Source organism: Pantoea sp. SGAir0215 (assembly GCF_043543215.1).
On record NZ_CP028031.1, the window covers coordinates 4,110,691 to 4,124,349 of the forward strand.

A 13,659-nucleotide genomic window follows, 5' to 3' on the forward strand; every position below is an offset into this window, starting at 1 on the left:
GCGGCCATCCCGCCGCCCGACCTGTTATCCCTGCGTTTCCGCCCCCAGCCTTTCCACCAGGCCACTTCGCCGCTGCGTCTGCAACTGGACTGCCCGTTCAAATATCGCGCGATCGCTGTAAAGGGTCAGTTGTTTGCGTGCACGGGTAATGGCCGTGTAAACCAGCTCACGGGTCAGGACCGGCAAAAACTGCGTCGGCATGACCAGCGCGGTATGATCAAATTCTGAACCCTGCGACTTGTGCACCGTCATCACCCATGCCGTTTCATGAGACGGCAAACGGCTGGGCTGAATCGCTTTCACGCTGCCGTCTGGCAACGGAAAAAACACCCTGAGTTGCCCTTCAGCATCACGCAACGTAATGCCGATATCGCCGTTAAACAGCCCCAGGGCACTGTCGTTGCGGGTGATCATCACCGGACGTCCCGGATACCAGCGGCTGCCCAGTGCAGGACGCCGGATGCGCTGCAGCTGCATCAGACGCTGTTCGATGCGCTGATTTAATCCGTGCACACCGAATGGCCCTTCACGCAGGGCACACAGGAGCTGATAACGGCTAAATGCCGCAATGGCCTGTTCTGGCGCAGCCTGACGCTGAACGGCATCCAGATAGTCCTGATAGCCCTGCGCCACCTCGTTCAGCATGGTCTGATATGCCTCACCGTCATTCAGCGGCTGAAAAGACAGGTCAGCATGTCCGGCGGCGAACACCTTACTCATCTGGCGCGCATCGCCCTGGTTGACGGTGCGGGCAAGCTGGCCAATACCGGACTTTTCGTCAAAGCGGTAACTTTGGCGGAGCAGACAAATGCTGTCGCGAACGGCAGGCGCGGTATCGTCATCGCTGCCCGTAAGCGCACATTCGGTAAGCGTCACCAGTTGTGCGGCGCGCGCCGGACTGAAGCCGGTTTCGCTGCAACGACAAATGTCCCCCAACACCGCTCCGGCTTCAACCGAAGCCAGCTGATCGCGATCGCCCAGAAACACCACTCTGGCGTGAGGCGGCAAGGCGGAAATCAGTTTTGCCATCATCGTCAGATCAACCATCGACGCTTCATCAACCACCAGCACATCCAGGTGTAACGGGTTACCCGCATGGTAGCGCATGCGCTGCGAGTCAGGCTGTGCGCCAAGCAGGCGATGCAGCGTGGTCGCTTCAGCAGGAAAACGCGCACGCTCGTCATCGTCCACCGCCAGTCCCTGCAGGGCTTTTCCCAGGGATTCGGTCAGACGGGCTGCCGCTTTCCCTGTCGGTGCCGCCAGCTGTATGCGCAGAGGTTCGGGATTCAGGCGAATCAGCGCCGCCAGCAATTTCGCCACCGTCGTGGTTTTGCCGGTACCGGGTCCGCCTGAAATAACGGCGGTTTTACGGGTCAGTGCCACCGCAGCAGCAATTTTTTGCCAGTCGTCAGGCTGACGGCCAAATAACGTCTGCAGAACATCTCGTGCCTGCTGCGAATCGAACGTCCCGCTATCCGGCTGCAATGAGAAAAACCGGGCAACCTGGCCTTCACTTTGCCAGAGCCGGTGCAGGTATAAACGCTGGTGACTCAGCACCAGGGGCGTCACAACACGGCCATCGCTCACAGCTGACCAGCTGGCCAGCTGTGCATGCCGCTCCGCTTCATCAGGCGCGCCTGCAGCCTGCCACAATGCCTGCGCCAGTGCGGGCTGACGACCGGAGAACAGTCCAGCCTCATTCAGGTTAGCCAGCGGCAGGCAGACATGTCCTTCGCCCGCGTCGGCACTCACACAGGCCGCTGCCAGCAACCGAAAGGGTTGCGTCTCATCTGCAATCAGGCGGGCAAACTGAATATCCAGAGGACGCAGTAAACGCTTTTCGACTGCCTGAAGCAGCAAGGCGTTTATATCACTCATAAGCTCTCCTCTGTATGACCAAACAATGCATCCAGTTCCTCAATAAAGGCGGGATCGGGACGAGTGGTAAAGATGCCGTTATCGGCAGAGGTGCCATCCACCCCGCGCAGGAATACATAAAAGACGCCGCCAAAATGCTGTTGGTAATCATAGCCCGCCAGGCGGTGCTGCAGATACCGATGCAGCGCCAGTGTGTACAGCTGATATTGCAGGTCATAGCGATGGTCGATCATGGCCTGCGCCATCGCCTCCTGCGTATACGCGGTATGGCTGTCACCCAGCCAGTTCGATTTGTAATCCAGCAGATAATATTTTCCCTGCCAGCGAAATACCAAATCAATAAAGCCTTTTAACATGCCTCTCACCTGACGGAAATCCAGCGCGGCAGCGCGCTGCGACAGTGGATCGTACCGGCGCATCAGCGCATCCAGATCGGCAGCCGTCAGCAGGCGGTTGATCGGCAGGTAAAACTCCATCTCAATCAGCCGATCAGCGCTGCGGATGCAGTCCAGGGTTAAGCCGTCTTTGTTGAGCGGCGTGGTCAGTACGCGGGCGATCCACTGCTGAATCACGGGCAGCCAGTTCAGGGAATAGCCCTGTTGCTGAAGCTGATCCTCCAGCCAGAATGCGTCCGGCGGCTCAGTGAAATCCATGGCCTCAAACAGCCCGTGCAGAAACGTGCCGGGAGCCGCACCGCGGGGGAAGTGGTGCGGCGTTAACAAGGGCTCTTCATCCTCGACCGCCTCACCAGCAGCATCAATATCGAATTTCGGCAAAGCATCCAGCAGGGGGGAACTGCCGTGCTGTTGTAATCCGGAGTAACTGGTGACGCGCCAACTGTCCGCCAGCGCTCGGGTCATTTCCCGACTGCTCAGCGCGTTCTCGCGGTGTTCGCTGTCCTGCCACTTCGCGCCGGGCTGCAGCTCGCTCCGTATCACCTCAATCCCTTCGCCTGCGAGCGCCTCAAGATGGTGACTGAGCACGGCGGCATCGCCGCTCTCACCGCGCTGTACCAGGTAGCCCAGCGCGCTCTTATGCAGATCGCTGTCGCCCTCTTTTTTACGCGCGCCTTTGATTAGGGGCGCAATACCCACGCTGCAGTGGTAAACCGAGCGCGTCAGCGCGACATAGAGCAGCCGTAAATCCTCGGCCAGTCGCTCCTCTTCCGCCAGCGTCAGGCTCTGTGCATCGCCCTGTATGTCGAGCATGGCAGCAAAACTTTCACGGTCGTGATACAGGGCGCTGGCCGCTTCGCGAAATCCGGCCGCAAACGGCAGCCAGACCAGCGGATACTGCAGGCCTTTGGATTTGTGAATCGTGACGATCTGCACCAGATGGCGATCGCTTTCCAGACGCAGCTGCTGACTGGCGGCCTGGCTGTCAGGGCGGGCAATTTGCTGTGCCAGGAAACGCACCAGAGCATGCGTGCTGTCGAGCTGCGTTGCCGCTTCCTGCAGTAATTCGCCCAGATGCATCAGATCGGTTAAGCGCCGCTCGCCATTTTCGGAAGCCAGCATATTTTCCGCCAACTGCCGTTTAATCATTACATCGCGCAACATGGGCAGTACGCCACGTTGCTGCCAGATCTGCTGCCAGCTGACAAACTGCTCTACCAGCGCATCCCACTCACGTTCGTTTTGCGCCAGCGCATCAAGTTGGGCGGCATCGATAGCAAAGATGGACGTGGCCAGCGCGCTACGCAGCAGTCGCTCCTGTTCAGGTGACTGCACCGCCTGCAACAGCCATAACAGCTCGCGCGCTTCAGGCGTGGTATAAACGCTGTCGCGGCTGGAAAGATAGACCGACGGAATGGCCAGCTTATTCAGCGCGTCACGAATCAGACTGGCTTCATTGCGGCTACGCACCAGTACGGTGATATCCGAGGCCTTAACCGGCTGCAGTGCATCGCCTTTCCCTAACCGCGCCTTGCCCTGCTGACCGGCCGCCAGCCAGCGGCTGATATCGGCCGCACACTGCTGGGCCATAAATTGTTGGTAATCACTTACTCCAACACCTTCGCCCGGCTGGAGCCAGAAGCGCAAGGCAGGCTGGGGCTGATCATGGTAAACCAGCGTTAACGCCTGATTCGGGGCAGCCGGGCTGACCGGAAGAAACGGAATGGAAGAAAATAAAAAGGGTGCGTCAACCTGTGAAAACAGGCGGTTGACGCTGTTCACCATCGCGGGCGATGAGCGCCAGTTCGTCTCCAGCGTATAGTGAGCACTAACTTCACTACGGGCGCGTAAGTAGGTAAAAATATCTGCGCCGCGAAACGCATAGATCGCCTGCTTGGGATCGCCAATGAGCAGCAACGCCACATCCGGCTGTTGAATATACAGCGTACGGAAGATTCGGTACTGTTGCGGGTCGGTATCCTGAAACTCGTCAATCAGGGCCACCGGGAAACGGCCACGAATAGTTTCGGCCAGCAGCGCCCCGCCCGGCTGCTGAAGCGCTTCATCCAGACGACTTAACAGATCGTCAAATCCCAGCAAGGCACGCTGCCGTTTTTCCCGCTGCACCGTTTCTTTCACCTCGCTCAGCGCCTGCCAGATGATGATATCGCGGAGCGTCAGCGGTTCGGCAAGAAAGCCATCGACGGCATCGAACAGCGCATGTTGCGGTGCCTCGCCCTTTTTGGTTTTTTCGTGCAGCACCTGCTGGCCAAAGCGTTCAAGCTCTTTAGGAAACTGGTAATCCAGCGTATCGCTCTGTGCCCACTGAGTCACTTTCGCCACCCAGTTAGGTAAGTGCTTACTGCTGTAGCTGCGTTTGTCGACGCCGGAAGCCGCGATCATCCCTTCAATATCGGCACAGACAGTCTGCCACTGCTGCTTGAGGGCCTGGATGCGTTGCAGGTTAGCGGTATGACGTGATGCCAGCGTTTCGTCTGCGCGAGGCGGACGCTTCAGCCTGGGGGATTCCCCCTGCAGCCAGGGCCGTAACGTCGTCAACAAACTGTCCGGGCCGCTCCACTCCGCCGCGATCACCCGGGCCACATCCAGTGACAGGGGATAACACTGGCGACGCCAGAAATCCGCCGCGGCCTGGCGGAGTAACGTTTGTTCGTTTTCGATGAGTTCCTGCTCGAACAACATGCCTGACTCAAAGGCATTCAGGTTGAGCATGCGCTGGCAAAAACCATGAATGGTAAAAATCGCCGCTTCATCCATTTGCCGCTCAGCCGCCAGCAGCAGCGAGGCCGCCTGGGGCAAATCCGCTATCTGCTCAATCAGCTGTTGGTGCATGGTGTTATGGCTTTTACCCCGCACGCAGGCGAGCCGAAGCTGATGAATATTGTCACGAATACGGCCGCGCAGCTCCGCCGTGGCGGCTTCTGTAAAAGTCACCACCAGGATCTCTTCGACTGACAGCGGCCTGCGCCAGGCGTTCTCGCCCCCCAGCCCTAATAACAAACGCAGGTAGAGCAGACCAATCGTAAAGGTCTTACCGGTGCCCGCTGAGGCTTCAATTAACCGCTCGCCGTTGAGGGGCAGCGTTAGGGGGTTTAACGGTTCAGGTCTGGACGCCGTCATGGTGTTTCACTCTTGACCGGCAGAGACTGCTGTAATTTGGCGATTTCTGGCCAGGTCCGCCAGCCCGGTAACGGTGCGAAGGCGATGTTATGCTCGCCGCTACCGGCGATTTGAGAGGTCATTGCCATGCCCTTTTTCTGCATGACGGCCTGGTGAAAGAAGTCCGCCAGTCCGGCAGGGGTAAGCTGTTGAACCTGCTCCATCAGCTTTTGTCGGGTATCAAAATCGTAATTCTGCCGATCAAAATCGCGGCTGTAACGGTCGGCCTCTTCATTCAGCGTTTGTGGACGCTGTTTCAAATCGTTGATCATGGCCTGCTGATACTGCACAAAATCGGCCTGACTCATCGAGCGCAGGCGGTGTTCCGCCTGGGGATAAAACGCCTGATAGCGCTGCATCAGATAAGCGGGTGGTTTACTGTTACTTTGCAGCAGAAAGCCAATCCCCCACTGACGCCCTACCGGCATCCTGAACGCAAACACGGCATAACCTAACTGCTCCTCGGTACGCAGTTGGTTATAGAACCACGGCTGGACAATCTGACTGAGCATCGCGCTGTTGGCCATACTCTGGTATTCGTCATAACCCAGGGGAATATAGAGCGCCGCCAGCGCAGAGTCCGTGCTGCTGCCGTGCTGCTCCAGATTCGCCTTAAGCGGCTTTTCGACACTGAGGTAATTGCTGTGCCAGTAGTGCGTACCGTCGCACTGCATCTGCTGTTTCAGCTCGCGTCCCAGTTGCGTCACACTGTCAGCACTCAGGTTACCGATCACCATCATTTCTGGCGTGGCATTTTTAATTAAGGCATCGCGATAGGCCACGACATCCTTCAGTGTAATCCCCTTGACCAGCTTACGGCGCGTGTCTCGCTGCGTGTAAGGCAGCTGGGATAAGAGCTGCATAGGCTGGATCGCCTGCTCGAAGGCTTTTCCTTTCTCTGCAGCATCCAGACGCTCCAGATACCAGGATTTGGCCTGTTGTAGCTGTGCCTCGCTGGGCTGAAAAGTGCTGTAGCGATTAACTAACTGCTTAAGCAGGTCAGGCAGGCGTTGTGTGAAGCCGCTGGCATTAAAGACCAGACCATCGTTTTCGCTGGTTGAAAAACTGATGCCGCCAATAGACGCCTGGGAACTCAGTTCATCCAGCGCCAGGCTTGCCAGATAATCATTCAGGCCGAACAGCACCTGCTGACGCGCATCACTGATCGCCTGCTGATTTCGCAGCGCGACGGTGATGCTGGCCTTTGGCTCGCTGGCATAGAACTGGCTTGGCATCCAGTAAATACGCATCCCGAAATCATTGTCGAGCTTAACCGGATGACGGTAGGTTTTGTCAGTCGACACCAGGGTAAACGCATCGGGAATGTAGGGATTTAAGCGCGGCATGGCGAGCTGAATCGCCTGGCCACGCTGTTGCCATTGCGTCAACGTCTGGGCCGTTATCTTATCAACCTGATAAGGCGCATTCACAAAATAGGCCAGCTTGTTATGCGGTTCCTGCGGGCTGATGTACCAGATTCGCGCCTGCGCTGGCGTCATGCTTTCCAGACGAGCATTGATAGCCGCGGGATCGTAGCGATCGGCCAGATAAGGGGCATCCAGCGTGTGCTCAACCGGAACACGCAGCATCGTATCCGCCAGCCACTCAATATAGTCCATGTCGCGGGTGATTGACGGATAACGGAAGTCCAGCGCCAGCACATGCGAAACTTCATCGAAATAGCGTTGGTCGATACCGTTTTTGCGCAGCATCGCGAGATAGCTAAAAACAGCCGCGACGACCTCATCACGTTGTGCCAGACCTTTGTCCGTTAATGACACGCTGATGGAGAACACGCCGCTGGTGCGCTCGGTCACCGGATCGGCCCCCGCGCTGACGCCGTCGGCCAGGCCCTGTTTTTGCAGCCAGTCGGCCAGCGTATTGGGGCTGCGGTTACCAATGACATAGCTGATAAGCGTGTCCGTTTTACTGCGAAAGCGGTCACTGTTATTCGGTATACGGAACTCGATTTTTAACTGCTTACGCGGCTGCGCCGGCACATAGTGAATAATGATGCCCTGCTGGGCTTCCGTGACGACCGGCTCGGTAATCGCGGGAACGCTGGCATTGTGGTTAGCCACGCGCCCAAACGTATTCACGGCGATGGTCGCCATCTCTGCCAGCGGTTTATTACTGTAGATCACCGCCTTCATCAGATTGGCTGAATAGTGCGTGTGGTAAAAGTCCAGCAGCGCCTGATGCAGATTACTGCCGGGCTTATCGCGCAGGGTATCCAGATTGCCGCCGTAAAAATGCGCGGCCGGGTGCGCCGGGTTAATCGTCTCAGCCCCGACCTGTCCCATGCGCAAACCGTCACGGGACCGTGCCATGGTCAACTCCGCATTGACCGCATGGCGTTCCCGATCGGCATTGACCGGATCCAGTAAGGGTTCGGCAATCGCGTCGGCCAGACGATCGACGGCAGGCTCAAGCGCATCGTTTTCGACTTCGAGGTAATAAGCCGTGCGACAGGAGGCGGTGCTGGCATTATGGCTGCCACCGTGTTTCTTGAGAAAATCGGCAAGGCTGTCAGGCTGTGGGTAACGCGTTGAGCCCATCAGCACCATATGTTCAAGGTAGTGCGCCAGGCCGGGCTGCTGCGCGGGATCATCCAGTGAGCCAATGGGCAATGTCAGCGCAGCAAGGGATTTCGGCGCCTGAGTATCTGAAACCAACAGCACCGTCATGCCATTATTCAGCGTGATGGCCTGATACTGACGCGGATCCTGTTCGCTTTTCCCGATGGGCGTGTTGACAGGCTGCCAGCCGGCGCCGGTTTCGGCTTGTACCGCCAGCGCCAGTAAGCCCAGCAGAATGGCGGCGATCAAGCGTGCATGTGTGCGCATGTAAAACCTCTTACGTTACCCAAAAGCCGCGTTGCGAGCGCATTAACGGCTGAAAGTACAACAAACTTTTTGATGTTTTCATTACCCGGCAGCGGTCGCTTACCGGTCGTCCTGATGCGCCTGGAGTACCGGTAAATACCAGCATTCAGCCGCGTCGGTTATCTGCTGTATCCGGGGTTCATCCAGTGCCCTGCATAACCGTTGCAGGTAGGGATCGCTTCCCTCACCTTCCTGTTGGTAACCGCCGACCCAGGCGGCAAGCAGAGCGTTACGGGCTTTGAGCTGTGTCGCCTCATCTGTCATAAACTGATGATTTTTCTTGTCAAAACACGCATTAAGCCAGGCACCACCGCTTTTGGTCAGCAACATCAAAGGCTCGCGCATGCCCTGCAGATAGCCTTGCATATAGCGCGCCAGCGCATCAGTCGCCTCGTCCGGCGGCACGGCAGGGAAGCACCAGTAGCTGTGCTGTCGGCCAAACATCCGACTTTTACCGTCGCCACCCAGTGCACAATAAACTAAATGTTCCAGCCACAGTAATAAACCGTCATTGATATTCAGCACACCCGGTCGCCAACGCAGCAGGCCATCGCTCTGCACCTGGGTTAACCAGCCGGTTAATGTGACGCCCGCCAGTGCCAGATTGATCTCCCGACTTTCACCCTCACTGCGCTGAGTGATCACCTCTGCGGCCACCTCCTGCATCTCTTCGCGCTGAGCCTGCCAGAACAGCTCGCCAAACGCCCCATAAGGTAAATTGCCGGCGGCGCGGTGATGGGCATAAAGGCGATCGGTGTCCTCCCCTGTTACCAGCGCATTCAGTAGCTGCGCATTGATTTGATAGCGCTCCAGGCTGTCCAGAGCAAAGGGTTCACTGTCGGGCAGTTCATTTTCTTCAAGCCAGAAATTGACCCCCAGGCGCTGCTGAAACCAGGCCCGAACCGGATGACGCCAGAAGCGCAGAAACTGTTCGAAGGCTAATGTCTCTACAGGCGGTGTGCTCAGCGGCTGAACAAAATCAGGCTGGGGCTGACCGGTGCCCTGCGCGGCAGGCAGCCATTCACGAGCAAAGCTGTGTGCCGCTGACGCAGGCTGGAAGTTTTCCGGCGCAAACGGCATCCGGCTGTGTAAATGTTCCAGGTGTGCCCGTACCCGCTGTGCGCTGTCATCCAGTTCCCTGTCCTCGTCGCCAGGCAGGTAAAAACTTTGCCCGATATACTCCAGCAATTCGGTGACCAGCACCGAAGGGTAACGTTCGGTATTGTCCTGAATAGCGCGGCCAATATAGCTGATATAGAGCTGTTGCTGAGCGGAAATCAGGGCTTCCAGAAACAGATAGCGGTCGTCATCACGACGGCTACGGTCACCTTTGCGCGACTGCTGCTGCATCAGATCAAACCCCAGCGGCGCTAAGGTGCGCGGATAAACGCCGTCGTTCATCCCCAGTAAGCACACCACGCTGAAGGGAATCGAGCGCATCGGCATCAGGGTACAAAAATTGATTTGCCCGGCCAGAAAGCGTTGACTGATACGCTGCTGATCCAGCCGCCCACGCAGATCGTCGCGCAGGAGCACGACCGGAATCGCCTCATTGAAACGCGCGTCCATACCGTACTCAATCAGCGTTTTCCACTGCTCTTCCACCAGCAACAATGCCGCTTCTGTTTCGGTATCCGGTGTAAAAAAGGCATTCAGCAGTTCGCGACACAGCGGCAGCCAGGCCTCCAGCGGGCGCGGCTCCGATAAGACCTGTCGCCAGTGATTAAGCCGGGACAGCAGTTCGGCCAGATGGCCCGCCAGTTCGGCGACCAGCCCACTTGATTCGTCATAAGGCAGAATACCTTGCCAGTCGCCATGCTGGCTTTCCATTGCATATCCCAGCAGCATACGTTGCAAGCCAAAGCGCCAGGTATGCTGACCGGTGACCGGCAGAGCCAGCGCTTCCACACTGGCATCATCCAGCCCCCAGCGCACGCCTGATTCGCTGACCCAGCGACGCAACAGACGCAGGCCGCTTTCGTCAATCGAGAAATGATTCGCTAAGGCCGGGACATCCAGCAGCGCCAGCACATCTTCAGAGACAAACCGGCTGTCCGGCAGTGACAGTAATTGCAGAAACGCGACGATAGCAGGATGCGCCTGACTGGCACGACGGTCAGAAATGGCAAACGGCAGATAGCGTTCTGCCGGGGCGTTTGCAAACACGGCCTGAATAAAAGGCGCGTAAGCGTCAATATCGGCCACCATGACGATAATATCCCGCGCTTTCAGCTCAGGATCGGCTTCCATCAATGCCAGAAGATGATCCTGTAGCACTTCAACTTCGCGCTGCGCACTGTGGCAAACCTGGATGGCAACAGAGCGATCCTGCGGGTCCAGCCGCCGTTTCTGCCCACTGTAAGCCAGTTCATCCGCCGTCAGGCCAATGATTGCCCTGTCCTGCAGATTAAGAAGATCGTGCTGCATGCAGTGCAGCAGGTTGTCTTCTTCGACGTCAACAAACGCATCGATTTCGCTGTTCAGCTCCATCTGGCTGAGCAGGAAGAGGTTATCGCGGCCTAACTTGCCCCAGGAGGCCAGCAGCGGGTTAGTCAGATGTTGTTCCCCTTGCTCACTAAACAGGGCTGGCGCGCGCGCCACATCACTGAATAAACCGCGATATTCTTCCCGGTCATGACGCCGCCGCTGGCGGCTTTGTAGCTTCGCCAGAAACGCATAGTCCTGAATATCGCCCCAGTAATCACGGCAGGGATTGGTAAACAGCAGATAGATATCAACGTGCCGCCCCAGCGCCTGCAACGCCTGTAAATAGACCGGCGGCAGCGCTGAAATACCACAGATAAACACCCGCTGCGGCAGGTTATCAGGTCGGGTTTGTGCCTGCTCAAGCGTGGTAATAAAGCGCGCATAGAGGTTGGCACGATGCCATTTGGGCTGGCCCAGCGCGTCGGTATAGTCGACTAAATCACGCCACAACGCGGCCTGCCACACCTGCGCCTCTCCCAGGCCCTCGATCTGTTGACCGCGTTCCCAGCTGTTAAGCCAGTCCGCGCGGTAAACCAGATACTGGTCAAACAGGTCGGCAATGCGGGCACTGAGCTGAAAAAGTTTGCGCCTGTCTCCGTCGTCACTCAGATAATGGCGCAGTGAGGCAAACTCGTCCTGCAGCAGCAACGTGGGTAAACGATGCATCAGTTTCCAGCTCATGCTGGCTTTGCTGAAGGCGCTCTCCGGCGGAATGTCTGGCAGGACGCGCACAAACATTTCCCAGATAAAGCTGGCCGGGAGCGGGAATTCGATATTTGCCGCAATGCCAAAGGTGCGCGCCAGTTCCATCTGCAACCACTGCGCCATCCCCGGGCTTTGCACCAGCACCATTTCTGACGCAAAGGGATCGTCAAGCGGATCCAGTTTAATCACTCTCGCTGCCAGGCTTTTGAGCAGATCAAGCTGATTAGAGTGATAAACGTGAAACATGCAAACTCCTGTGGAAACGCTAAACGGCATGGCGATGGCAGACGGTACTCACTCTACCGCGTATCGCATTTGAAGCCTACCGTGAAAACCCATTCTCATCCGCTCAGCAGTGTAATCGCGTCAGGCTGGCCTGACGTTGATGCGGACCGCTCACCGTAACCGTTTCCAGCGTACAGCCGCCCGGCCCCGTTTTTTTATCTGACCGCGTTTGCCAGCCCGCCACTTCACGCCCCAACAACCGCTGTTCCGCCACACGCCAGGCTTCACGCTGCTGCCATTGCTGACTAAAGCCGAGCGTTAACACCCGGTGATACTGCAATAAGGCGCTGGTGCTGATGGCCATCAGTAACAGGGCAAACAAGGCTTCCGGCAGGCTAAATCCTGCCGCCTCACAGGCACTGCTCCGGCGCGGATTGCGGGCAATAATCAATCCAGCCCTGTGGCAAGGGACTGATTTTGCTGCCCTCCAGCCTGACCCAGTGCCATAACGCCTTATCACTTTTTTGCGTTTCACCTTTAAGCAATCCTTTCTCATCGTCCACGCGATGCAGGCACGCCTGCCAGCCATACTGCGACTCGCGCTGGCAGGTGGCAGGTGGTTGCGCTGGCCACGTTAATGTCAGTCCCCATTGCAGTGCCGACTGGGCCTGCCAAAACCCCTGAATAGCGTGTTGCTCATCGGCGACGATAAACATTCCCTGCGCCAGCATCTCGCGGCTGGCCTGAAGCGTGATGCCGCCTGTCAGCAGGATGATGAGTACCATCCCCAGCGCACTGTTGCCCTCGGCGTTCACAGATTCATTCCTTCGACCCGGCTTTCCAGCGTTTCGGTTCGGTTCCCGCTTCGCCCCTGCAGTACAACGGTGACCAGCCGGCCTTCACGGCGCACGTCGAATGCCTCAATCGAAAGGAAAGCCGGATCGGAAAGCCGTTCCCATCCACTGCCGTTGCAGTTATCCACACCACGCTGCATCTCCAGTTGGTGTTGTCGCAGCCGGTAACCGTAGTAATCGCTCTCACTGTGCGTAACCCCTTCCCACTGACCGTTGCTGTTCTCGTCAAACCGGATCAGCACACAGCCTTCGGCTGTCATCAGGCCACCCGTTCCGCACTCCCCGTGGCAATAACCCGCCCGCCGGATCGCTTTTTCCAGCGTGGACAGCATTTGCTGTAACTCCTGACGCAGTTGAACCTGTTGTTGCAGCCTGAGGTTTTCGGCCAACAGTCGCGGCATAAAGCGTCCTGCACTGACCATCAGCACCGCACTGATCGCCATGGCGATGAGCATTTCCAGCAGACTAAACCCGGCCATTTTCATTCGCAGTCCGCATCGTCAATACGGCAAAGACGAATTCGCGCCCGTGCAGAAATAATCACCCGTATTTTTCCGGCGCGATTGCGCAGCTCAATGCTGCCCGCTTTGGCCACGTTGCGGCGTCCGTAAAAACCCGGCTCGCCACGCAGGGCGTGAAGGGTGATGTCCGCATACGGCGCGATAAAGTGCAGGCGGCTTGCCGTACTGCAGCCATTCTGTGGCGGTGCTGCCACGCCGATACACCAGGGCTGTGTGGGGCGGTGCCACAGCACCAGGTCCCGGTTTTGCGCATTGGCCTGAGCACGGACGCGTAACAGAAAGTGTTGCAGTTGCAGCGCCGTATCGCGAAGCTGTTGACGCTGCTGCCAGCGCTGCCAGCCTTGCGTGGCAAAGGCGCTGAGTATGCCAGCGATTACCATCACCAGCAGCAGCTCCGCCAGCGTAAACCCTTTTGACTGTGATCTTTTCATGGCGGCAGAGTGCCGCAGCAGCGAGCGCTTCAGCAAGCCCGAAAGCCACCTGTTGGAAGCAAAGCTACAGCATTATTCCTCTGGATAAAGACATGATC

The 13,659-nt window shown here is 57.5% G+C and carries 8 protein-coding genes; all 8 read right to left on the minus strand.

Annotated elements, in window-relative coordinates:
* Positions 1-24 precede the first annotated feature (24 nt).
* On the minus strand, positions 25-1,878 hold the full coding sequence (recD, locus tag C1N64_RS19200) for an exodeoxyribonuclease V subunit alpha (RefSeq protein ID WP_033739591.1): 1,854 nt from the start codon (positions 1,876-1,878) through the stop codon (positions 25-27).
* The gene (recB, locus tag C1N64_RS19205; RefSeq protein WP_394515106.1) at positions 1,875-5,414 is read right to left on the minus strand and encodes an exodeoxyribonuclease V subunit beta; all 3,540 of its coding nucleotides are present in this window, start codon (positions 5,412-5,414) and stop codon (positions 1,875-1,877) included. The genes recD and recB overlap by 4 nt, the downstream gene beginning before the upstream one ends.
* On the minus strand, positions 5,411-8,299 hold the full coding sequence (ptrA, locus tag C1N64_RS19210; protein ID WP_033739595.1) for a pitrilysin: 2,889 nt from the start codon (positions 8,297-8,299) through the stop codon (positions 5,411-5,413). Before ptrA ends, recB begins: the two co-directional genes overlap by 4 nt.
* 99 nt (positions 8,300-8,398) lie before the next feature.
* Entirely contained in the window at positions 8,399-11,776 is a 3,378-nt protein-coding gene (recC, locus tag C1N64_RS19215) for an exodeoxyribonuclease V subunit gamma (RefSeq protein WP_054687109.1), read from the minus strand.
* Positions 11,777-11,879: 103 nt separating this feature from the next.
* On the minus strand, positions 11,880-12,206 hold the full coding sequence (locus C1N64_RS19220; protein WP_394515107.1) for a prepilin-type N-terminal cleavage/methylation domain-containing protein: 327 nt from the start codon (positions 12,204-12,206) through the stop codon (positions 11,880-11,882).
* A complete protein-coding gene (locus tag C1N64_RS19225; RefSeq protein WP_054633216.1) occupies positions 12,166-12,570 on the minus strand; it encodes a DUF2509 family protein in 405 nt (134 codons plus the stop codon). Before C1N64_RS19225 ends, C1N64_RS19220 begins: the two co-directional genes overlap by 41 nt.
* A complete protein-coding gene (locus C1N64_RS19230; RefSeq protein WP_081316783.1) occupies positions 12,567-13,094 on the minus strand; it encodes a prepilin peptidase-dependent protein in 528 nt (175 codons plus the stop codon). Before C1N64_RS19230 ends, C1N64_RS19225 begins: the two co-directional genes overlap by 4 nt.
* On the minus strand, positions 13,091-13,561 hold the full coding sequence (locus C1N64_RS19235) for a prepilin peptidase-dependent protein (protein ID WP_033739681.1): 471 nt from the start codon (positions 13,559-13,561) through the stop codon (positions 13,091-13,093). Before C1N64_RS19235 ends, C1N64_RS19230 begins: the two co-directional genes overlap by 4 nt.
* Positions 13,562-13,659 lie beyond the last annotated feature (98 nt).